Below are 22490 nucleotides of genomic sequence, written 5' to 3' on the forward strand. Positions count from 1 at the left end.
TGTCTCGCCCGATCGCGCCGACACCGTCAGGACGGACGGGAGGCCCGTGGCGGCGCCGTCACGGGCCTCCCGTCCGACACGCGAAAGCGACAGAACCCCGCGAACGTGCCGCGGGGTTCTGTCGCTTCGTCGAGATGGTTCCTGCCCTACGAGCGGTCGGGCTGGTGCGCGCCGAGTTCCTCGGCCACCAGGAAGGCGAGCTCGAGGGACTGCATGTGGTTGAGGCGCGGGTCGCAGAGCGACTCGTAGCGGGTGGCGAGGGTGGCCTCGTCGATGTGCTCCGAGCCGCCGAGGCACTCGGTGACGTCGTCACCCGTGAGCTCGACGTGCATGCCACCCGGGTACGTGCCGACCTGGCGGTGCGCCTCGAAGAAGCCGAGGACCTCGTCCACGACGTCGTCGAACCGGCGGGTCTTGTAGCCCGTCGGCGTGGTCAGGCCGTTGCCGTGCATCGGGTCGGTGACCCACAGCGGGTTGGCGTCCATGCCCTTGATCGCCTCGAGCAGCTTGGGCAGCTCGTCGCGGATCTTCCCGGCACCCATCCGCGTGATGAAGGTCAGGCGACCCGGCTCACGGTTCGGGTCGAGCTTGTCGACGAGCGCCTTCATGTCGTCGACGCTCGTCGTCGGGCCGAGCTTCACGCCGATCGGGTTGCGCACCCGCGACAGGAAGTCCACGTGGGCACCGTCGATGTCACGCGTGCGCTCACCGATCCAGATGAAGTGGCCGGACGTGTCGTACGCCAGGCCCGAGCGGGAGTCGATGCGGGTCATCGGGCGCTCGTAGTCCATCAGCAGCCCCTCGTGCGAGGCGTAGAACTCGACGTGCTTGAGCGCTTCGAAGTCGGCGCCGCAGGCGGCCATGAACCGGATCGCGCGGTCGATCTCCTTGGCGAGGTGCTCGTACCGGGCGTTCGCCGGGTTCGAGGCGAAGCCCTTGTTCCACGAGTGCACCTGCCGCAGGTCGGCGAAGCCCCCTTGCGTGAACGCTCGGACCAGGTTCAGCGTCGACGCAGCGGTGTGGTAGCCCTGCACCAGGCGGCGCGGGTCGGCTTCGCGGCTCTCCGGCGTGAAGTCGTAGCCGTTCACGATGTCGCCGCGGTAGGCGGGCAGCGTGACGTCGCCGCGGGTCTCGAAGTCGCTCGAGCGGGGCTTGGCGAACTGTCCGGCCATCCGGCCCATCTTGATGACGGGCGTCGAGGCGCCGTAGGTCAGCACCACGGCCATCTGCAGGATCGTCTTGACCCGGTCGCGGATGGAGTCGGCGGTGGCACCGGCGAAGGTCTCGGCGCAGTCACCGCCCTGCAGCAGGAAGGCCTTGCCCTGGGCGGCCGCGGCGAGCCGTGCGCGCAGCTCGTCGACCTCGCCCGCGAACACGAGCGGCGGGAGCGTGGCGATCTCGGCCGACGCCGCCTCGGCAGCGGCGGCGTCCGGCCAGGTCGGCTGCTGCTTGATCGGGAGCGTCCGCCAATAGTCGAGCCCCTCGATGACGTCCGGATCCTGCAGGGCGACGAAGTCGGTCGACTCGGGCAAGGGCGTTACCTCGGTGTTCTGTGCGGGCGGCCCGGCGACGCTGACCGGCACGTGGCCGCGCGTCGGCGATGGGCGTCCTGGCGGGGTGCCGGGACCATCAGAGCCTAACGTGCAGGCGTCGACTTCCGTTCCCGCATGACGGCCTCGCGCGCAGAGCTCGCGCGCTCCTTCACGCTGGTGGCGTAGACGTCGACGTACTCCTGACGGCTCAGCCCGGCGAGCTCGTGCATGACCTCGTCCGTGACGCTGCGCAGGATGAAGCGGTCCGTCTCGAAGCCCTGGAACCGCGAGAAGTCGAGCGGCTTGCCGAACACGACCCCGACGCGCTTGATCTTCGGGAACCGCTGCCCGATCTGCTGCACCTCGCGCGTGCCGACCATGGCCACCGGGACGACGAGCACGCGCCCCTCGAGGATCATCCGGGCGATGCCGGTGCGTCCGCGGTAGAGCTTGCCGTCGGGGCTGCGCGTGCCCTCCGGGTAGATGCCGAGCTGCTCACCGCGCGCCAGGACCTGCAGCCCGGTGCGCAGCGACGCTTCGGACGCCTTGCCACCGGAGCGGTCGATCGGCAGCTGGCCGATGGCGTTGAAGAACGTCTTCGTCGCCCAGCCCTTCAGCCCCCGGCCGGTGAAGTAGTCGCTCTTCGCCAGGAAGGACAGCCGACGATCGAGCACCGCTGGCAGGATCACCGAGTCGATGAACGAGATGTGGTTCGAGGCGAAGATGACCGGGCCCGTGGTGGGGACGTGTTCGCGCCCGACGACCCACGGCCGGAACAGGGTGAGGATGAGCGGTCCGAGCACGAAGTTCTTCAGCAGCCAGTAGGTCATCGACGACTCCAGGTGGTGAGAAGGTCCGGGTGGTGCACGGGTGTTCGCGTTTGCGTTTGCTTTTGCGTTTGCGTTTGCGTTCGCGCGCCGACCCTACGCCGTCCGGGCGTGGATGCGAGCGAGGTCGGCAGCACCGACGACGCCGGCGTCGTTGACGAGTTCGGCGATGACGAAGTCGGGCTCCGGGTGGTACCCGCGGGCCGGCAGGTTGTTGAGGTAGGCCTGCTTGATCGGGTCGAGCAGCCGGTCCCCCGCGCTGGCGACGCCGCCGCCGAACACGAAGAGCTGCGGGTCGAGCACGGCAGAGAGCGACGCGCACGCCTCGCCGAGGTGCCGACCGAGCCGACGGAGTGCCGCGAGGGCACCCGGGTCGTCGGCCAGGATCAGGTCGCCGACGATCTTGCCGTCGAGCTGGCCACCGTTGTCGGCGCGGGCGTCGGCCAGGGCCGAACCGATCCCGCCGGCGTCGGCGACGTCGTTCGCCATGCGCTGCAGGGCGCGGCCGGAGCCGTACTGCTCGATGCAGCCACGGGCGCCGCACCCGCAGGGCAGGCCGTTCGGGACGATGCGCAGGTGCCCGATCTCGCCACCGGTGCCGAAGCCGCCGCGGAACAGCCGGTCCTCGGTCACGATGGCACCGCCGACCCCCGTGCCGATGGTGAGCATCGTCATGTCGGACACGAGCCGACCGGCACCGAACCGGAACTCCGCCCAGCCAGCGGCGTTCGCGTCGTTGTCGACCGTGATGTGCAGGTCGCCGAGGCGCTGCTGCAGCTTCTGCCGGAGTGGTTCGTTCCGCCACCGGATGTTGGGCGTGTAGTAGACGATCGACTGCGAAGCGTCGATGAACCCGGGGGCGGCGACCCCCACGGCGCCGACCTGGTGGAGCGAGCTGAGTCGCTCGACCATCGAGACGACGTCGTCGAGCATGGCGTTCGGGTCCGCAGCGTTGGTGGCCACGCGGTCCTCGGCGACGATCTCGCCCAGTTCCGTCACGACCGCACCCGCGATCTTGGTGCCCCCGATGTCGATTCCGATGGCGTGCACGAGCAACGAGCCTACCGGTTCGCCGCGAAGTCGAGGAACGCCCGGAGACGCGCCCTATGCTGGCGGTGTCGCCTCGGTGTTGAGGCGCACTCGAGTCGAACCGGCAGACAAGGGAGTCACCGTGAACGATCAGCGTCCTGCACGCAGCAGCGCCTCCACCGACACGTCCACCGCTGGCAGCGCCGCCACCGGGAGCACACCGTCGGCCGGGGAGCACCCCACCAGCCCCGACGCCGGCCCCGTCGCCCCGGACCATGGCTCGGCGGCGCGGCTCCTCGGCGACCGCGTCCGTCTGACGCCGGAGCGTCCGATCCTCGCCCAGCGCCACGGCGACACCTGGACGACCTTCACGGCGGCCGAGACCCTGGCCCGGGTCCGGGGCATCGCGAAGGGCTTCGTCGCCGCCGGGCTCGAACCGGGCGCGCACGTCGCGATCCTGTCGCGCACCCGGCTCGAGTGGACCCTGGTCGACTTCGCCGTGTGGACCGCCGGCTTGGTGTCCGTGCCCGTGTACGAGACGAGCTCCCCCGACCAGGTGCGGTGGATCCTGTCCGACTCCGAGTCGGTCGCCATCGTCGTCGAGCAGGAGGAGCACGCGCGCCGCGTCGCCTCCATCGCACCCGACCTGCCCGCCCTGGGCCAGCACTGGACGATCGACGGCGGCGGCCTCGACGACCTGACCCGGCTCGGCGAGGACGTCACCGACGACGAACTCGACGCCCGCACCGCCCACGTGCACGGCCACGACGACGCCACGATCATCTACACCTCGGGCAGCACCGGCCGGCCGAAGGGGTGCGTCCTGCGGCACGACAACTTCACCGCCACGGTCGAGGGCGCGAGCGAGGCGATGCCCGAGGTGGTCGCCGACGGCGCCTCGACCCTGCTGTTCATCCCGCTCGCCCACGTCTTCGCGCGGTTCATCGCCGCGATGTCGGTCTCCGCGGGTGTCCTCGTCGGCCACGAGCCGGACACCAAGGACCTCATGCGGGCGGTGTCGACCTTCCAGCCGACGTTCCTGCTCGCGGTCCCCCGGGTGTTCGAGAAGATCTACAACTCCGCCGAGCAGAAGGCCGACCTCGGCGGCAAGGGCAGGATCTTCCGCGCGGCCGCCGACACCGCGGTCGCCCATTCCGAAGCCCTCGCCGCCGGCCGGGTGCCGTTCCTGCTCGGCCTGAAGTTCAGGCTGTTCGACCGGCTCGTGTACGCGAAGCTCCGCGATGCCCTGGGCGGCCGGGTCGAGTACGCCATCAGTGGTTCGGCGCCCCTCTCCCCACGGCTCTCGCACTTCTTCCGCTCGATCGGGGTGCTCATCCTCGAGGGCTACGGCCTGACCGAGACCACAGCACCCGCCACGGTCAACCGTGCCCGTGAACTCCGCATCGGCACGGTGGGTCGCGCCCTGCCCGGCATCGAGGTCCGGATCGCCGACGACGGCGAGATCCTGATCCGCGGCGTCGACGTCTTCGACCGTTACTGGCGGAACGACGAGGCGACCGAGCACGCCTTCGCCGACGGCTGGTTCCGCACCGGTGACCTCGGCCGGCTCGACGGCGACGGGATCCTCACGGTCACCGGACGCGCCAAGGAGCTCATCGTCACCGCGAGCGGCAAGAACGTCGCACCGGCACCGCTCGAGGACGGCATCCGCGAACACCCGCTCATCGGCCAGGTGGTCGTCGTCGGCGAGGGCAAGCCGTTCGTCGCCGCGCTCGTGACGCTCGACCGCGAGATGCTGCCCGGCTGGTGCGAGTCCCGCGGGATCGCCCCGGCGCTGAGCGCACACGAGGCCGCCTACGACGAACGCGTGCTGTCCGCCGTCCAGGAGGCCATCGACACCGCGAACAGCCGCGTCTCCCGCGCCGAGTCGGTCCGGTCGTTCACGATCCTCGACACCGACCTGACCGAGGCGTCCGGGCACCTCACGCCCAAGCTGACGATCAAGCGGTCGGTGATCCTGCAGGACTTCGCCGCCGACGTCGACCACATCTACTCCGGGTCGAAGGTGCAGACGACGGCGACCCCGGTCGTCGAGGGGCGGCGCCGAGGCCGCTCCTAGCGCCGGGCCCGGCCCGGCCCGGCCCGGCGTACCGGGTCGCTTCGGGCGTACCGGGTCGGTTCTTCCGACCAGGGACGCCCGATCCCGCCAGGTGCGCGCGGTTGTGGACGCAACGGTCTGGAGGCCCGGATCGCGTCCGTCGGACGTGATCCGGGCCTCCAGGCCGTCCAGCGGGCGCCGGGGCGCCTGCGGCGTCAGGCCTCCTGCGGCTGCTCCGTCGCGGGGGCGTCGAGGACGGCGGTCGAACCGGTCGTGACGGTGGCCTCGGCCGGTCGACGGTTGGTGCGGGTGCGGTGCGAGCTCAGCTCGTCGTTCTGACTGGTCATGCGGGAGTCCTGGGGGGATCGGATGGGCCGTCGGTGGGAGGCCGACAGCAGCACGGTACCCCCTCGTCAGGACAAAGCGACAATCCCCCGTGGGGGTGTCACACCCGAGTTCACAGCCCGCGAACGCGGGCCTGTGGGACCGCTCAGTGGAACCAGTCCTGCGCGCGGATGTCGCGCAGCGCCTGACGGCGGATCTCGGGGTCGAGCGTCATCACGTAGACCGTGCCGTCGAGGTGGTCGCACTCGTGCTGGAGCGCCTCGGCCATCAGTCCGGTGCCCTCGAGGACGACCTCGGCGCCGTCGACGTCGACGCCCCGGACCTTGGCGTACGGGTACCGACGCGTCGGGTAGCCGAGGCCGGGGACGGAGAGGCACCCCTCTTCCATGAGCTCGGGCTCCCCGGAGACCTCGACGACCTCGGGGTTCAGGACGTAGCCGACCTCGCCGTCGACGTTGTACGAGAACGCGCGGAGCCCCACGCCGATCTGCGGCGCGGCCACCCCGGCACGTCCGGGTTCCTTGACGGTGTCGACGAGGTCCTGCACCAGGTCACGGACTCCGGTGCTCCCGAGCAGTTCGGGTCGGATCGGATCGGCCGGCGATCGGAGGACGGGGTCGCCGAACAGGCGGATGGGACGAACGGTCAATTTACTGCAGCACCACCAGGAGGTCGCCGGCGTCCACCTGCTGGGTCACCGGGATCGCGAGTCGGCCGACGGTGCCCGACACGGGCGCCGTGATGGCCGCTTCCATCTTCATCGCCTCGATGCTCGCCACCGGCGTACCGGCCTCGACGACGTCACCGACGGCGACCTTGAGCGTCACCACGCCGGAGAACGGCGCGGCGACGTGCTTCGGGTCGGACGCATCGGCCTTCTCGGCCGCCTTCGTCTCGACCTCGACCGAACGGTCGCGGACGGCGACCGGGCGGAGCTGCCCGTTCATCGTCGCCATGACCGTGCGGATGCCCTTGGCGTCCACCTCGCCGATCGCCTCGAGCCCGACGAACAGGTCGACGCCCTTGCCGAGCGGGACGCTGTGCTCCTGCCCCGGGCGCAGCCCGTACAGGTAGTCGACGGTCGGCACGACGGACAGGTCGCCGTACTGCTCCCGCACGCGCTGGAACTGCTGCGTCGGCTGCGGGAAGAGCAGGCGGTTGAGTGCCTGCTGCCGCTCGGGTCCGGGGGTCTCGAGGTGCGCACGCTCGTCCGCGGGCACCGGGGTGATCTCGAGTCGGACGTCACGCCCGGCCAGGACCTTCGAGCGGAACGGCTCCGGCCAGCCGCCGGGCAGGTCGCCCAGTTCGCCGGCCATGAACCCGACCACGGAGTCCGGGATGTCGTACTTGTCGGGGTTCTGCTCGAAGTCGACCGGGTCGGCACCGACGGCGGCGAGCTGCAGCGCGAGGTCACCGACGACCTTCGACGACGGCGTGACCTTGGTCGGGCGCCCGAGGATCCGGTTCGCCTCGGCGTACCAGTCCTCGACCTGCTCGAACCGGTCGCCGAGCCCGAGGGCGATCGCCTGCTGCCGGAGGTTCGACAGCTGACCGCCGGGGATCTCGTGCTTGTAGACACGCCCGGTCGGACCGGCGAGCCCGGACTCGAACGGGGCGTACACGCGACGGACCGACTCCCAGTAGGGCTCGAGGTCACCGACGGCGTCGAGGGACAGACCGGTGTCGCGCTCGGTGTGCGCCAGGGCGGCGACCAGGGCGGACATGCTCGGCTGGCTGGTCGTGCCGGCCATGGGTGCTGCGGCCACGTCGACGGCGTCCGCCCCGGCGCGCGAGGCGGCGAGCAGGGTCGCGAGCTGGCCGCCGGCGGTGTCGTGGGTGTGCACGTGCACGGGCTGGTCGAAGCGCTCGCGCAGCGCGGTGACGAGCTTCTCGGCCGCACCGGCACGCAGGAGACCGGCCATGTCCTTGATGCCGATGACGTGCGCGCCGGCCTCGACCATCTGCTCCGCCAGGCGGAGGTAGTAGTCGAGCGTGTAGAGGTCCTCGGCGGGGTCGAGGAGGTCGGCGGTGTAGCAGAGCGCCGCCTCGGCGACCGCCGTGCCGGTCGCGAGCACCGCCTCCAGCGCCGGACGCAGCTGGCTGACGTCGTTCAGCGCGTCGAACACGCGGAAGACGTCGACGCCGGACCGAGCGGCCTCGTCGACGAAGGCGTCGGTGACCTCGGTCGGGTAGGGCGTGTACCCGACCGTGTTGCGGCCACGGAGCAGCATCTGGATCGGGATGTTCGGCATCGCTTCGCGCAGCGAGGACAGGCGCTCCCAGGGGTCTTCCCCGAGGAACCGGAGGGCGACGTCGTAGGTCGCACCTCCCCAGGCCTCGACGCTGAGCAGCTGCGGGGTGAGCCGCGCCACGTGCGGTGCGACGGCGACGAGGTCCTTCGTGCGGACCCGTGTGGCCAGGAGCGACTGGTGGGCGTCCCGCATCGTCGTCTCGGTCACCGCCAGGGCCGTCTGGGCGCGGAGGGCCCTCGACCACTCGGCCGGGCCCATCGCCAGCAGGCGGTCGCGCTGTCCCTCGGGCACCGGCGTCGTCAGGTCGGTGGCCGGGAGCTTGTCGGCCGGGTCGGTGACGAGCGGCGACCGCTCACCGTTCGGCTTGTTCACCGTGACGTCGGCGAGCCAGGTGAGCACCTTCGTGCCGCGGTCCTTCGAGACGTGGCCGCCGAAGAGCTGGGGGCGTTCCTCGATGAACTTCGTCGAGACGTCGCCGCGGGCGAAGTCCGGGTCCTCGAGCACGGCCTGCAGGAACGGGATGTTCGTGCTGACGCCGCGGATGCGGAACTCGGCGAGGGCGCGCTTGGCCCGGGACACCGCCGCCGGGAAGTCCCGGCCGCGGCACGTCATCTTCGCGAGCATCGAGTCGAAGTGCGGGCTGATCTGCGCGCCGGTGGCGACCGTGCCGCCGTCGAGCCGGACGCCCGCGCCGCCGGGGCTGCGGTAGGTGCTGATCCGGCCGGTGTCCGGTCGGAAGCCCTGCGTCGGGTCCTCGGTCGTGATGCGGGTCTGCAGCGCCGCGCCGTGCACGTGGACGGCGTCCTGCGACAGGCCGAGGTCGGCGAGGGTCTCCCCCGCCGCGATGCGCATCTGCGACTGCACCAGGTCGACGTCGGTGACCTCTTCGGTGACCGTGTGCTCGACCTGGATGCGCGGGTTCATCTCGATGAAGACGTGCTGGCCGACGCGTTCGCCTTCGGTGTCGAGCAGGAACTCCACGGTGCCGGCGTTGACGTACCCGATCGACCGGGCGAAGGCCACGGCGTCGCGGTGCAGTGCCTGCGCGATCGCGGGGTCGAGGTTCGGCGCCGGCGCGATCTCGACGACCTTCTGGTTGCGCCGCTGCACCGAGCAGTCCCGCTCGAACAGGTGGATCGTGCCGGCGTCGGTGCCGGTCGCGTCGGCGAGGATCTGCACCTCGATGTGGCGCGGACGGATGACGGCCTGCTCGAGGAACATCGTCGGGTCGCCGAACGCACTGTCGGCCTCGCGCATCGCGGCTTCGAGGGCGTCGCGCAGCTCGGGCTTCGTCTCCACCCGGCGCATGCCACGGCCACCACCGCCGGCGACGGCCTTGGCGAACACCGGGAACCCGATCGCGTCCGCGCCGGCGATGAGCTCGTCGATGTCGCGGCTCGCCGGGGTGCTCGCGAGGACCGGGACGCCGGCCGCGATCGCGTGCTCCTTCGCGGTGACCTTGTTGCCGGCCATCTCGAGCACGTGCTCGCCCGGACCGATGAAGGTGATGCCGTTCGCCGCTGCTGCCGCGGCGAGCTCCGGGTTCTCGGACAGGAACCCGTACCCCGGGTAGATCGCGTCGGCCCCCGACTCGCGGGCGACGCGGATGATCTCGGAGACGTCCAGGTACGCCCGGACGGGGTGGCCCCGCTCCCCGATCAGGTAGGCCTCGTCGGCCTTCAGACGGTGCAGGGAGTTCCGGTCTTCGTACGGGTAGACGGCGACCGTTCGGGCCCCCAACTCGTAGGCGGCACGGAACGCGCGGATGGCGATCTCGCCACGGTTCGCAACGAGGATCTTCGTGAACACGACGTCCCTTTCAGCCCGGGTTGAGGTGAGACAACCCTAGTGGCGGTAACGTTGCTCAACGTGCATGTACTCAGCGTGAGCTCCCTCAAGGGTGGTGTCGGCAAGACGACGGTGACGCTCGGCCTGACCTCGGCCGCGTTCGCCAAGGGACTGCGCACGCTGGTGGTGGATCTGGACCCGCAGTCCGACGTCTCGACGGGCCTCGACATCAACCTCGCCGGCCACCTCAACGTGGCCGACGTCCTCGAGAACCCGAAGGAGAAGATCGTCCGTCAGGCGATCGCCCCCTCGGGCTGGACGAAGGGGTCGCAGGGCAAGATCGACGTCATGGTCGGGTCGCCCTCCGCCATCAACTTCGACGGGCCGCACCCGTCGATCCGCGACATCTGGAAGCTCGAAGAGGCCCTGGCCAACGTCGAGCAGGACTACGAGCTCGTCCTCATCGACTGCGCGCCGTCGCTGAACGCCCTGACCCGCACCGCGTGGGCCGCGTCCGACCGCGTCACCGTCGTCACCGAGCCCGGCCTGTTCTCCGTCGCCGCCGCCGACCGTGCGCTGCGCGCCATCGAGGAGATCCGCCGCGGACTCTCCCCCCGCCTGCAGCCCCTCGGCATCATCGTGAACCGTGCCCGCGTGCAGTCGCTCGAGCACCAGTTCCGCATCAAGGAACTCCGCGACATGTTCGGTCCGCTCGTGCTCTCCCCGCAGCTGCCGGAGCGCACGTCGCTGCAGCAGGCGCAGGGTGCGGCGAAGCCGCTGCACGTCTGGCCCGGCGAGTCCGCGCAGGAGATGGCGAAGAACTTCGACCAGCTTCTCGAGCGCATCATGCGCACCGGCAAGATCGGTCCGTACGCCGAGGGCGGCGCCGCCTAGGTCGGAGTCGGCACGCCGACGGGTCACAACACCCCGCTCACGTCCGCCGACTGGTCACCAAGGGTCGGCTCGGGCGCGCGCAGCCGACAGTTCGTGACCACTCGGCGACCCGCACGCGACGGTTCGTGACCACGCCGCGACGGCCTGGAGGCGCGACCCGCCCGGGCAGACACGCCCGACCCCGGCACGCCCAGCGGTCACAACACCCCGCTCACGTCCTCCGAGCGGTCACCAACGGTCGGCTCGGGCGCGCGCAGCCGACAGTTCGTGACCAGTCGGCGACCCGCACACGACGGTTCGTGACCACGCCGCGACGGCCTGGAGGCGCGCCCCGCCCCGGCAGACACGCCCGGCCCCGGCACGCCCAGCGGTCACGACACCCCGCTCACGTCCACCGACTGGTCACCAACCGTCGGGCGAGGCCTGCGCAAGCGACAGGTCGTGACCAATCGGTGCCGCGCACACGGCGGTTCGTGACCACGCCACAACGGCCTAGAGGCACGCCCCCGCCCCAGCGGACACGCCCGGCCCCGGCACGCCAAGGGTTCACACCAGCGGACACGCCCGGCCCCGGCACGCCCAGCGGACACGCCCGACCCCGGCACGCCCAGGGGTCACACCACCCCGCTCACGTCCTCCGAGCGGTCACCAACCGTCGGCCGGCAGCGTCGCAGCCGACAGTTCGTGACCACACGGCGACTCACACGCGACGGTTCGGGACCACAGGGCCCGAACGCGGGTGGTCAGGAAGCGCGAGAAGCGCGACGAGCGGCGAGCTCGTCGGAGGGGTCGGCCGCAGCGGTGGCGTCGAGCTCGACCAGGGAGCTCTCGACCTCGCGCAGGACCTTGCCGACCGCGATGCCGAAGACGCCCTGGCCGCGGGACACGAGGTCGATGACCTCGTCGTCAGAGGTGCACAGGTACACCGAGGCGCCGTCGGACATCAGCGTGGTCTGCGCCAGGTCGGAGACGCCGGACTCACGGAGCTGGTTGACGGCGGTGCGGATCTGCTGCAACGAGATACCGGTGTCGAGCAGGCGCTTCACGAGCTTGAGCACCAGGATGTCGCGGAACCCGTACAGGCGCTGCGAACCGGAGCCGGCGGCCCCGCGGATCGTCGGCTGCACGAGCTCGGTGCGGGCCCAGTAGTCGAGCTGTCGGTACGAGATGCCGGCTGCCCGTGCGGCGACGGTGCCGCGGTAGCCGTTCTGCTCGTCGTGCTCGGGCAGACCATCGGTGAAGAGCAGCCCGAGGTCGTACCGGGTCACATCAGACTCGGTGCCAGGGGTGTCGTTCCCACTCATGAGCTTGCCTTCCACGACGATCGAGCTCCCACCCGAAGCTTCAACGACGGGTTGAGAGTTGTTCCGAGGTCCACGGTAGCGACTCCGACCGCTCCCGCGCGGGACATCCGACCCGGCGCGTCCGGCGTGTCGAGGATACGCCCCGACCACTGACACACAAGCCCTGTCGGAGCACCGGACGGCGTCATGCGTCGAGACGACCGATGGCCTGGCGGATGAGGTTCGACCGGATGATCTCGAGGTGTCCCGCGATCTCGCGGGCGAGCTCGGTGGCCTTCGCGCGCGAGGTGGCGTCGCCCCGGCGGGAGACCGGCATGAGGGCGGACTCGATGAGACCGACCTCACGCTCCGCAGTACTGCGGAGCGTACGGAGGTGCCGCGGCTCGATGCCGGTGCGCTGCAGTTCGACCAGGGCCTTCAACACGGAGACGCCGTCGTCGCCGTAGGTGTCGGTGGGCGGCAGGAGCGAGGCCGAGACCGCGTCGGCCAGCAGCATCGGCGAGGCACCGGCCGCGCGGACGGTCTCGTCGCGGGTGTACCGACGTTCACGACCGAGGATCGATGGCTTCGGCGCGTCTCCGCCCCCGGGCAGGACCGGTTCGCGCCCGGCGTCGAGGTCGGCGAGGTACTCCTTGATGACCTTGAGCGGCAGGTAGTGGTCGCGCTGCAGTCCGAGGATCACCCGGAGACGCTCGAGGTCGGCGGCGGAGAACTTGCGGTACCCGCTGGCCGTGCGGATCGGGGTGACGAGCTCTCGCTCTTCGAGGAACCGCAGCTTGGAGCTCGACAGGTCCGGGAACTCGGGCTTGAGGCGAGCGAGGACCTGCCCGATCGTGAGCAGGTCCGGTGCCGCGGACCCCGCCCGGGCCGCAGCGGACCGTGCGGCCACTACGCGTTCGCCAGGCGCGCCAGGTCGACCCGAGATGCGTAGAACGTCAGGCGGAACTTGCCGACCTGGACTTCGGCCCCGTCGGTGAGCAGCGCTTCGTCGATGCGGACACCGTCGAAGTACGTACCGTTCAGGGAACCGTTGTCCTTGACGCTGAAGCTCGTGCCGTGGCGCAGGAACTGCGCGTGCTTGCGCGACACGGTGACGTCGTCGAGGAAGATGCCGGCGTCGGGGTGGCGGCCGGCCGTCGTGACGTCGGAGTCGAGGAGGAACCGCGCACCCACGTTGGGGCCACGACGGACCACGAGCAACGCCGACCCGGAGGGCAGGGCGTTGACGGCTTCACGTTCTTCGGTCGAGACACCGGACTCGGCGGTGAGCGCCGCTCCCATGTCCATGCTGAAGGTCAGCGTGGTGTCGACCAGCCGCTGTTCCGGGGACTTCTGACCGCCCGGCTGCGGGACCACTGGATCTGGCATCGGTGGACCTCCTCCTCTTGGCCTACCAGCGTATCGGAAACGAAGCCCCGAGCGGCAGCCCCGATCTGGGACTGTGGAGAGTCTTCCGCGATGCGCGAACGCACGACCGGCGTCAGCGAACCAGCATGACCCACGTCAACGAACCAGCTCGACCAGCGTCAACGAACCAGCACGACCCGCGTCAACGCCCCCGCGCGAGCAACCAGAGCAGGTACGGCGCGCCCACGACACCCGTCACGACCCCCACCGGCAGCGCGTTGCCGGGGATCGCGAACTGGGCGAGCAGGTCGCTGCCGAGCGTGATCGCGGCGCCGACGGCTGCCGCCGGCGCGAGGGCGACCCGACCGCCGCCGACCAGGCGTCGAGCGATCGGGGCTGCCATCAGCGCCACGAACGACACCGGACCCGCGGTGGCGACGGCTGCGGCGGTCAGGCACACGGCGGTGAGGAGCAGGAGCACCTTCGCGCGGTCCGGTCGGAGCCCCAGGGCGGCGGCGACCTCGTCCCCGAGGCTCAGCACCTGCAGCCGAGCGGACTGCAGCAGTGCGAGCACGCCGAGCACGACGAACGCGACACCGAGCACCCCGACCAGGTCACGGTCGACGGCGTTCAGGCTGCCGGAGAGCCACAGCAGTGCGGTTCCGGCCTGGGTGACGGTGCCGCTCGTGAGCATCCACCCGGTGATGCTCAGGCAGATCGCCGCGACACCGATGCCGACGAGGACGACCCGGTTCCCGGTGATCCCCCTCCGCCAAGCGAGCCCGGCGATGGCGATCGCGACCACCACGGCGCCGACGAGCACGACCGAGAACAGCGTGCCGCCGCTCGCGCCGAACAGCACGATGGCGGTGAGCCCGGCGGCGCTGGCCCCGGAGGTGATCCCGATGACGTCGGGACTCGCGATGGGGTTCCGCACGACGCTCTGCACGATCGCGCCGGCGACACCGAGGCTGGCGCCGACGAGGACCGCGCCGAGCACCCTGGGGCCGCGGAGCTGCCCGATCACGAAGTCCGAGATGCGGTCCCCCTGGCCGAACAGGCTGGCCAGCACCTGACCGGGCGTGAGCGGGATCGACCCCGCGCCGAGCCCGATCAGGACGAGCACCGAGATGACCACCACCACGGCGACGAGCACCGCGACCTCACGGCGCAGCCCGACGGAACGGAACAGCGGCTTCACAGTCCCCGCACCGCCCTCGACCGCACGAGCGCGATGAACACCGGCGCCCCGATGAGTGCCGTGACGATGCCGACCTGCAGCTCCCCCGGGTACGCGACGACGCGGCCGATGACGTCCGCCACGAGCAGGAGTGCGGGGGCGACGATCGCCGACAGCAGGATGGTCCACCGGTGGTCCGGGCCGCTCAGGCGACGGACCGCGTGCGGCACGGCGAGGCCGACGAACGCGATCGGCCCGGCGGCGGCCACCGCGGACCCGGCCAGCAGGACGGCGACCAGACCACCCACGGCTCGGACGAGCACGACCCGCTGCCCGAGCGACGCAGCGAGCTCGTCCCCGAGCGCCAGGGTGTTGAGCGACCGACCGAGGCCGAACGCGATCACCAGCCCGACGAGCACCGGTGCCGTGATGACCCCAGCCGTGCCGAGGTCCTTGCCGGCGAGGGCTCCGACCTGCCAGAACCGCAGCTGGTCGAGCAGGCTCTGGTCGGTCACGAGCACCGCGGTGGTGACCGACGACAGGGCAGCGGCGACGACGGCTCCGGCGAGGGCGAGCCCGACGGGAGAGAGCCCGCGCCGGGCGACGGCCGCGATCCCGTAGACGAGCAGGGCCGCGAGGGCGGCCCCGACGAACGCGAAGGGCAGGTACGCGGCCGTCCCGCTCACGCCGAAGAGCGCGATCCCGGCGACGACGGCCAGGGTGGCGCCGGAGTTGATGCCGAGGACGCTGGGGTCGGCGAGCGGGTTCCGGGTCACGCCCTGCATGACCGCCCCGGCCACGCCGAGTGCTGCTCCGGCGAGCAGACCGACGACGGTGCGCGGCACGCGGTTGCCGAGGACGATCAGCCCGATCTCGTCGTTCCTGCCGGGGTGCAGCACCGTGTCGAGGACGGTCCCGAGCGGGATCGGCCGTGAGCCGTACGCGATCGACAGGGCACACGCCACGGCGAGGACGACGACCGCCAGCACGGTCGCACCGACGAGTCGGGGGACGGAGCTGGGAGCCGGGGGCGGGGACGTCGACGGAGGCATGGAGGTAAGGCCACCCTAACGCCGGAGCCCTGTTCGGCGTCCCCCGAGCAAGCCCGGAGCGTGCGCAGGGTTCGTTCATAGGCTCGTCATGGGGAAGCCCTCTGTACTGGTCTCCATCGACGCCCGACCGGGCCGTCGAGGGACGACCGGAGAGCACCGATGAACGAGACCCCGAACCCCGCCGCCGCCGACCACGACGAGAACGGCACCCCCGCCGCGCAGCAGCAGGCTCCCGGGATGCACTGGGAGGCACCGCACGCCGACCCGGCTTCCCTGCGCCCGGCGTACGCGTTCGACGGATCCGGCCCGTACCTGTACGGCCCGGACGGCACCGGCCCCTACGCCTACACGCCCGACGGCCGCGGCCCCTACCTGATCGGCAGCCCCGCCCTCGCCGGCGCGAACCACGCCTGGGCCTCCTCGGCGGCGACCGCGAACCACTACGGTGCCGCGAACCACCCCGGTCTGACGAAGCGCCCCCGCCGGCTCGGGCTGATGATCGGCTCCGGCATCGCTGCCCTCGCGATCGTCGGCGCTGCGGGCGGCACCGCACTCGGACTGTCCTCGCAGGGCACCACCACCACGTCGAGCCAGTCGCAGGGCACCACCACGCTGCCCGGCACCGGTACCGGCAGCAGCAGCGACGGCACGAACGGCTTCACGGTGCCCGGCGACGGCAGCGGCAGCGGCACCGACGGCAGCAGCGACGGCAGTGGGACGAGCACGCAGTCCCCCGCCACTGCGGCGACGGCCGCCGACAAGAAGGGCGTCGTGACCATCAACACCGTCCTGAACTACGACGAGTCGTCACAGGCGGCCGGCACCGGCATGGTCCTGACCTCCGACGGCACGATCCTGACGAACAACCACGTGATCCAGGGCGCGACGAGCATCACCGTCACCGACGAGACCACCGGCAAGCAGTACAAGGCCGACGTGGTCGGGGCCGACGCCACGAACGACGTCGCCGTGCTGAAGCTCGAGAACGCCTCCGGGCTGTCCACGGTCACGCTCGACGACGACGGCGAGCCGAGCACCGGTGACACCGTGAAGGACGTCGGCAACGCCGAGGGCACCGGCAACCTCGTCTCCGCCGAGGGCACCGTCACGGCGACCAACCAGGACATCCAGGTGCAGAGCGAGTCCGGCACCGGCACCGAGTCCCTGACCGGCCTGATCGAGATCTCGGCGGACATCGTCTCCGGTGACTCCGGCGGACCGGTCCTGGACAGCGAGGGCGAGGTCGTCGGCATGGCCACGGCAGCGTCCTCGGGCACGGCCGACGTCACCGGCTACGCCATCCCGATCAGCACCGCGAAGACGATCGCCCAGAAGATCCTCGCCGGGGAGTCGTCGAGCACGATCACCATCGGGCTGCCCGCGTTCCTCGGCGTCGAGGTCAGCAACACCGCCACCACCACGGGCGGCGTCCCGGTCGCCGGCACGGTCGAGGGCTCCGGTGCCGCCAGCGCCGGCCTCGGTGCGGGTGACACGATCACGAGCATCGACGGCACCGCGGTCACGAGCTCGGACCAGCTGACCAAGGTCGTGCAGTCGCACTCGGTGGGCGACAAGGTCAGCGTCCGGTACACCGACAGCGCCGGCACCGCGAAGACGGTCACGATCACCCTGACCGCCGGCCCCGCCGCGTAGCGGCAGAACCCGGGCGCGCTCAGCCCAGCAGCGCCCGCACCACCGACCGGTACACGTTCGCCGGGGAGTCCGTCCGGAAGGCGGTCTCCCCGGCCTTCGTCGTCCCCACGCGCGCGAACCCGTGTCCCTCGGCCCGCACGATCGTGACCGGTTTCGGCTTGCCCGGTCGACGCAGGTACGAGACCGTCCACGGCGCGGCCCAGAACCGCGCGAGGCGCGGGTCGGCCTCGGCCAGGGCCTCCGGCAGGTCCGGCACGTCCGGACCGCCGGCCAGCTTGCGGCCGAGCAGGTGCCCTGGGAGCGACCCCGTGCGGAACGGGAAGGTCCACGTCGGACCGATGCCGAGCCTCCCGGCCAGCAGCGCGACGGCCCGGTCCGGCGTGACGGAGGCGACCACGGCGCCCGCCGCGTCGGTCCCGTCGACGACGGTCTGCGACCAGGCCTGGAGGCGCGACTCGCCCCCGTCGGGCAGGTGCTGTTCCAACGTGACCGGCTGGGCATCGCCCTGCCAGGGCTCGAGGAGGGTCTGGGTCGACTCCGGCAGGGTGCCGAGCCGGCCGACGAGGCCCGCTTCGATGAGTTCGCGGCCCGCGGCGGTGCGGAGGAGCGTCGGGTTCCACCGGCGTCCGGCGAGGCTCCGCAGGGTGCCGATCGCGTTCGCGCTGAGCCGGGGGCCGTCGAGCGACGGTGCCGGGGCGGGGGCCGGCAGGTGTTCGAGGTCACGCTCGGGGCGGACCGGGACCGTCTCGGTGGCGCGGACGCTCTCGAGGACTGCGAGCACCAGGTCATCGGTCTCGAGCAGCCGGGCGAGCGGGCGTTCGATCGTCAGGTCGACGCGGTGCCGGCCGGTGACGAAGAGCAGGTGGGTGCCGGCGACGTCGCCGTGTTCGTCGGGCCGGACGTACTCCACGAGCCGAGCCGGGGCACCTGCGGCCGTCCAGGGGTCGCAGCCGACGAGCAGCAGCCCCTCGACGGAGCCGGGCAGCCGTGCGAGCAGACCGGTGTTCTCGTCGCCGATCGCGCGGTCGCTGGGACGGGATCGGACGGTGAGGACGACGTCGTCGCCGGTGACGCGCAGGTCCGCCTGGGCTGCGTCCTCGCGGCGCCAGGAGTCCGGGCGGCGGAGGGTGAGGCGGGCGGTGCGGTCCTCGGTGCCGAGCGGGACGGGGACTGCCATGGGATGAGCGTATGTCGGGGGTGGGGGCGGCGGGACGGGCTTCGCGGCGACGACGTCGACGAGCCGGACCTCGACCGGGCCCCGGCGGGTCGAGATCGTCACGGCGTCGGACGTCCGGGTCACCAGGTCCCCGAGCGCGTCCTGCGCGCCGTCCCCGTGGTGTGCGCGGACCACCAGGCGGTCCCCGATGGCGGCGTCGCGGAGCACTCCGAGCGCACGGGCCCGCGCGATGGCCGCCTGTTCGTCCGCCTGCACCGCCCCAGGGTACGGGCCGCCTAGAGTGTCGGCATGGAGAAGGCCCGGGTCGACAGTTGGATCTGGGCCGTCCGGATCACGAAGACCCGGTCGGCCGCGACCGCCGCGTGCAAGGCCGGTCACGTCCGGGTGAACGGGGAACGCGCGAAGCCGGCGCAGCCGATCGGTCCCGGCGACGAGGTGCGGGTGCGGCAGAACGGCTTCGACCGGATCGTCATGGTGACGGGCATCATCCTGAAGCGCACGAGCGCCCCCGAGGCAGCGAAGCACTTCGAGGACAAGACCCCGCCGCGGCTGTCGAAGGAAGAGGCCGGGTTCGTCCCGATGCGGGAGCGCGGTGCCGGACGGCCGAGCAAGCGGGAGCGCCGCGACCTCGAGAAGCTCCGCGGCTACTGACGCTTCCCGGACCCGGACCCGGGCACGTGGACATCGACCACGATCTCGAACGTGGCGGACTCGACCTCGATCCGTTCTCCGGTCCACGGAGCCTCGAGGTGCCCGTCGTCGTCCGGGTCCGATCCGCCCAGCGCACGACCGGACGGGACGCGGTGGACGGGGATGCGGGTGCCGTCCTCGGCGATGACGAACAGGTCGGCCACCCGGCCCCGGAACTCCGTGATCCCGAACGGGTCGTCGTGGTGCCGGGACTCGGCGAACCGCGGCGTCCTGCCGTACGCGGAGAAGGCCGCCGTGGTCTCCCGTTCGTACGCGGGCCCGCAGCAGTCGTGCTCCCACCCGCCGACCACGACGACGACCTCTTCGCGCATGCCGTGATCGTACGACGCGTCGGACGGTGACGGTCGGAACCCGGGGTCCGGGCCAGCGGTCGGGGGTCAGACGAAGCGGACGGTCTGCTGCAGACGGTCGCGGATCTCGAACACGTCGACCGAACCGGCCGGCGACCAGACGCCGTTCAGCACCTGGGGCAGCGCGCTCCGGCGGACGACGAGCGCCGTGGGCTTCTTCGGGGAGCCGACGAGCTGCACGTCCTCGGTGACGGCGGTGTCCGGCACGACGAGCAGCCGGCCGGAGAACCGCACCCGGGTCTGCTTCTGCACGGCACGGGCGGCGCGGACGAGTTCCTTGACGGGTCGCTCCCCCGGTGCGAGCGTCTCGCCGACGATCTCGCCGTGCTCGACGTGGACCGGCGCACCCCAGTCGATGGACTCGACGGCCCAGAGTCCGCTCGGGGTCAGGACGGCGTGGTCGAGCTTGCCCTCGGCCCCGGCGTCGAGGTCGTGCCACACCGTGACGCCGATCCCCATGTCGGAGACGATCAGGGCGGTCGCCTCTTCGGCCAGGGCCTCGGCGAGCAGCCGCCGGATGTGGCGGGGCGCGGAGCGGATGAGGGTGGGGTCGTACGGGTCCTCGATGGGGTCGCCGAGACCGACCCACTCGCGCTCGGCCTGCAGGAAGACCTCGCGTGACCGACCGCCGGGGTGTCCGTGGGACCGGGCCCGGGGGCGTGTGTCGCGACGCGCTGCCGGGGGCGCGTAGGCGTCGCGACCGGTGTCACCCCTGCCGGCGGTCGCCCCGGACGGACCGGACGCGCCGTACGCGTGGGACCCGATGTCGTACGCGCGCCGGGCCGCCGGCGTGCCGATGCGCTCCCATGCGAGCTGGACCTGGCGGAAGCGCTGGGCGTCGCCGCCGAGGTCGGGGTGCGTCTCGCGGGCCGCCCGCCGGTAGGCGCGGCGGAGCGCTTCGTCGTCAGCCGTCGCGGGGACGCCGAGGACTTCGTAGGGGGTGGCGTCGGCCGGGCTGTCCGTCATGGCCCTGCGACATTACCGGAGGCAGTGTCGGAGTCCGCCGCATGGTTGCTGGGTACGGTCTGGGCCCGTGCCGCTGGTCCTGCACCAACGCGCCAGCGGCGGATCGGCCGTGCCGGTGGTCACGCGACGGCGGCGGTGATGGCTGCTGCGTGCTGCTCCAGGTAGGCGACGTCGGCGCGGTACAGGTCGGCGTGGCCGTGCTGCAGGTCGCTGACGAACTTCGGGTTGCCGGCCGCGGCTTCGTGCTCGATCGTCGTGACGAGGGCGACCAGGGAAGCGATCATCGTCTCGGCGAGGACTCCGCGGGAGCGGTCGTCGAGGGCGTAGGCGCGGCAGAACTCCGCGGCCCGAGCGAGCCGCTCGTCGAGGTCGGGGGTGGTCGAGCCCTCGACCGTGCCGGTGGTGAACGGTGCGAACCGGTAGACGGCACTCGCGACGTCCCAGACGCGGGGGCCGGGGTGCGCGGTGTCGAAGTCGATCAGGCCGACGGCGGCGATGCCGTCGTAGACGCAGTTGTACGGGGCGAAGTCGCCGTGCACGATCGTCTCGACCGGGGCTCGGTCGGCTTGGGACCAGAGGTCGTCCTCGGCGCTGCGCGGGAAGCTGGCGGCGGCGTCGTGGAACTGGCGGAGCAGGCGGGCGCTGGTGACGAGGGCGGCCTCGCTGGCGATGTCTTCTGTCCAGGGGTACTCCCCCGCGACGCCGGGGACGAACGAGACCGTCTCGAGGGTGTCACCGAGGGCGATCGGTTCCGGGGCAGCGACGAACCCCTGCTCGTGCAGGTGGGCGAGCAGCCGGTGCACCGTGGGTGTCCACGGCCCTGCGGGGCGGTGGACTCGGTCGTCGGCCCTGGTGATGCGCTCCAAGGGGAACCTCCTGCTGTTGCGTCTCCGTTGACGGAGGGCCAGCGTACCGGCAAGCGAGCGACGGGCGCTCCGTCGACATCCGGAACACGGCGCGTCGGTCCCCGCGGCCGAGCTGGCCTCAGAGCTGGTCGCGCAACCAGGACGGCCCGTGGACGGTCGCGCCGAGGGCCTCGACGCGGTCACGGAGCTCGCGGTCGGCCGTCACGACGACGACCGGCCCGTCACCGGCCCGGACCGCTGCCCGGGCGGACTCGACGATCGCGTCGTCGCCGGAGGCAGGGGCACGGACGACGTCGACAGCACCGGTGGCGGCGCCGGTGCCGGTGGCCGTGCCAAGGCCGGTGGCAGTGCCGGTGGCGGTGCCGGTGGCGGCGCCGGTGCCGTGGTCTGGGTCCGCGGGCTCCGCGGAACCAGCGGCACGGGCCTCGCCCTCGAGCACCACGGTCCACCGGGGCCACCACCGTGCGAACGGCAGGTCGAGCAAGGTCGCGGACACCCCGCCCGCGGCGAGCGCCGACACCTGTGCCAGCAGCCGTGACGCGGCACCGGCTCGGTCCTTCCACCAGCCGTCGGGCACGCTGCCGACGACGTTCGCCGCGTCGACGACGACGTGCGGGGTGGTCGCGACGGTGGCGCGGAGCGCCGGCCACGACCTGCCGAAGCCGGGGTGCAGGGTCAGGTCGTCGACCTGGTCGATCGGGATCCAGGACAGTGCGAGGCTCTCGCGGTCGGCGATGACGGGTTCGAAGGGCCGGGAGGCGCGTGCCACGACGGTCGTGTAGGTCAAGAACCCCAGGTCGAGCAGTGCGGTGTGGCGCAGGGCGATCGCGTCGTCGGGGACGCCGGCTTCTTCGGCGGACTCGCGGAGGGCTGCGGTCACGGCGGCTTCGCCCTGGTGGCGTGCGCCGCCGGGGATGCCCCAGGTGCCGCCGTGGTGGCTCCACTCGACGCGGTGCTGCAGGAGCACGCGTCCGGCGCCGTCATCGACGAGCAGGCCGGCGGCGCCGAAGCGTCCCCACGCCTTCGTGCCGTCGGGGCCGACCGCCCAGGCGTCACCGGGGTCGCGGGGGCCGGTTGGGGGCCCGGGTGGCGTTGCATCTGGCACGGTCCAACCCTGGCACACCGTGCCCGGAGCGGGCCTCGAAGTGGTCACCGGGG

The 22490-nt window shown here is 71.9% G+C and carries 20 protein-coding genes; 4 read left to right on the top strand and 16 right to left on the bottom strand.

What is annotated here, in order from left to right:
* Positions 1 to 146 precede the first annotated feature (146 nt).
* The 3 genes from BOSE127_RS05690 to BOSE127_RS05700 form a co-directional block, all read right to left on the bottom strand.
* The gene (locus tag BOSE127_RS05690; protein WP_159556503.1) at positions 147 to 1532 is read right to left on the bottom strand and encodes a class II 3-deoxy-7-phosphoheptulonate synthase; all 1386 of its coding nucleotides are present in this window, start codon (positions 1530 to 1532) and stop codon (positions 147 to 149) included.
* A gap of 104 nt (positions 1533 to 1636) precedes the next feature.
* Positions 1637 to 2362: a lysophospholipid acyltransferase family protein gene (locus tag BOSE127_RS05695; protein ID WP_017886609.1), complete on the bottom strand. Its 726-nt coding sequence runs from the start codon at positions 2360 to 2362 to the stop codon at positions 1637 to 1639.
* A gap of 93 nt (positions 2363 to 2455) precedes the next feature.
* Positions 2456 to 3409, bottom strand: a complete 954-nt coding sequence (locus BOSE127_RS05700; RefSeq protein WP_017886608.1) for an ROK family glucokinase — start codon at positions 3407 to 3409, stop codon at positions 2456 to 2458.
* Between the two features lie 121 nt (positions 3410 to 3530).
* On the opposite strand from BOSE127_RS05700, the gene BOSE127_RS05705 reads away from it, so the two are divergent.
* Positions 3531 to 5468, top strand: coding sequence for an AMP-dependent synthetase/ligase (locus tag BOSE127_RS05705; protein WP_159556505.1), 1938 nt, complete (start codon positions 3531 to 3533; stop codon positions 5466 to 5468).
* Positions 5469 to 5662: 194 nt separating this feature from the next.
* Here the strand turns inward: BOSE127_RS05705 and BOSE127_RS17425 are convergent, their stop codons facing one another.
* From BOSE127_RS17425 to BOSE127_RS05715, 3 genes are all read right to left on the bottom strand, one after another.
* On the bottom strand, positions 5663 to 5794 hold the full coding sequence (locus BOSE127_RS17425; RefSeq protein ID WP_017886606.1) for a hypothetical protein: 132 nt from the start codon (positions 5792 to 5794) through the stop codon (positions 5663 to 5665).
* A 143-nt stretch (positions 5795 to 5937) separates the two neighbouring features.
* Positions 5938 to 6441, bottom strand: a complete 504-nt coding sequence (locus tag BOSE127_RS05710) for a peptide deformylase (RefSeq protein ID WP_017886605.1) — start codon at positions 6439 to 6441, stop codon at positions 5938 to 5940.
* Position 6442: 1 nt separating this feature from the next.
* Positions 6443 to 9853: a pyruvate carboxylase gene (locus BOSE127_RS05715; RefSeq protein WP_071251042.1), complete on the bottom strand. Its 3411-nt coding sequence runs from the start codon at positions 9851 to 9853 to the stop codon at positions 6443 to 6445.
* A gap of 60 nt (positions 9854 to 9913) precedes the next feature.
* On the opposite strand from BOSE127_RS05715, the gene BOSE127_RS05720 reads away from it, so the two are divergent.
* The gene (locus tag BOSE127_RS05720; protein WP_027465232.1) at positions 9914 to 10726 is read left to right on the top strand and encodes a ParA family protein; all 813 of its coding nucleotides are present in this window, start codon (positions 9914 to 9916) and stop codon (positions 10724 to 10726) included.
* Positions 10727 to 11469: 743 nt separating this feature from the next.
* Here the strand turns inward: BOSE127_RS05720 and BOSE127_RS05725 are convergent.
* From BOSE127_RS05725 to BOSE127_RS05745, 5 genes are all read right to left on the bottom strand, one after another.
* Positions 11470 to 12030 carry a MerR family transcriptional regulator gene (locus BOSE127_RS05725; protein WP_027465231.1) on the bottom strand — a complete coding sequence of 187 codons (561 nt, stop codon included), beginning with the start codon at positions 12028 to 12030 and terminating at the stop codon, positions 11470 to 11472.
* Positions 12031 to 12214: 184 nt separating this feature from the next.
* Positions 12215 to 12919, bottom strand: a complete 705-nt coding sequence (gene ftsR / locus BOSE127_RS05730; RefSeq protein ID WP_017886601.1) for a transcriptional regulator FtsR — start codon at positions 12917 to 12919, stop codon at positions 12215 to 12217.
* On the bottom strand, positions 12919 to 13398 hold the full coding sequence (locus tag BOSE127_RS05735; protein WP_042537353.1) for an FHA domain-containing protein: 480 nt from the start codon (positions 13396 to 13398) through the stop codon (positions 12919 to 12921). The genes ftsR and BOSE127_RS05735 overlap by 1 nt, the downstream gene beginning before the upstream one ends.
* Positions 13399 to 13579: 181 nt before the next feature.
* Positions 13580 to 14578, bottom strand: coding sequence for a FecCD family ABC transporter permease (locus BOSE127_RS05740; protein ID WP_017886599.1), 999 nt, complete (start codon positions 14576 to 14578; stop codon positions 13580 to 13582).
* Positions 14575 to 15609, bottom strand: a complete 1035-nt coding sequence (locus BOSE127_RS05745) for a FecCD family ABC transporter permease (RefSeq protein ID WP_042537355.1) — start codon at positions 15607 to 15609, stop codon at positions 14575 to 14577. Before BOSE127_RS05745 ends, BOSE127_RS05740 begins: the two co-directional genes overlap by 4 nt.
* 159 nt (positions 15610 to 15768) lie before the next feature.
* On the opposite strand from BOSE127_RS05745, the gene BOSE127_RS05750 reads away from it, so the two are divergent.
* Positions 15769 to 17262, top strand: coding sequence for a trypsin-like peptidase domain-containing protein (locus tag BOSE127_RS05750; protein ID WP_236559510.1), 1494 nt, complete (start codon positions 15769 to 15771; stop codon positions 17260 to 17262).
* A 19-nt stretch (positions 17263 to 17281) separates the two neighbouring features.
* Here the strand turns inward: BOSE127_RS05750 and BOSE127_RS05755 are convergent, their stop codons facing one another.
* A complete protein-coding gene (locus tag BOSE127_RS05755) occupies positions 17282 to 18694 on the bottom strand; it encodes a hypothetical protein (RefSeq protein ID WP_201300433.1) in 1413 nt (470 codons plus the stop codon).
* A 33-nt stretch (positions 18695 to 18727) separates the two neighbouring features.
* Between BOSE127_RS05755 and BOSE127_RS05760 the strand changes: the two genes are divergently transcribed.
* Entirely contained in the window at positions 18728 to 19090 is a 363-nt protein-coding gene (locus tag BOSE127_RS05760; protein ID WP_017886594.1) for an RNA-binding S4 domain-containing protein, read from the top strand.
* Here BOSE127_RS05760 and BOSE127_RS05765 read toward each other — a convergent pair.
* The 4 genes from BOSE127_RS05765 to BOSE127_RS05780 form a co-directional block, all read right to left on the bottom strand.
* Entirely contained in the window at positions 19084 to 19461 is a 378-nt protein-coding gene (locus BOSE127_RS05765) for a hypothetical protein (RefSeq protein WP_201300434.1), read from the bottom strand. The genes BOSE127_RS05760 and BOSE127_RS05765 overlap by 7 nt on opposite strands.
* A gap of 66 nt (positions 19462 to 19527) precedes the next feature.
* Complete coding sequence (locus BOSE127_RS05770; protein ID WP_159556507.1) at positions 19528 to 20466, bottom strand: J domain-containing protein; 939 nt, start codon at positions 20464 to 20466, stop codon at positions 19528 to 19530.
* Between the two features lie 119 nt (positions 20467 to 20585).
* Positions 20586 to 21332, bottom strand: coding sequence for a phosphotransferase enzyme family protein (locus BOSE127_RS05775; RefSeq protein ID WP_159556509.1), 747 nt, complete (start codon positions 21330 to 21332; stop codon positions 20586 to 20588).
* A gap of 118 nt (positions 21333 to 21450) precedes the next feature.
* Positions 21451 to 22437 carry an NUDIX domain-containing protein gene (locus tag BOSE127_RS05780; RefSeq protein WP_159556511.1) on the bottom strand — a complete coding sequence of 329 codons (987 nt, stop codon included), beginning with the start codon at positions 22435 to 22437 and terminating at the stop codon, positions 21451 to 21453.
* Positions 22438 to 22490 lie beyond the last annotated feature (53 nt).

Origin of the sequence: Curtobacterium sp. 8I-2 (genome assembly GCF_902506155.1) — a bacterium.
GTDB classification, from domain to species: Bacteria; Actinomycetota; Actinomycetes; order Actinomycetales; family Microbacteriaceae; genus Curtobacterium; species Curtobacterium poinsettiae.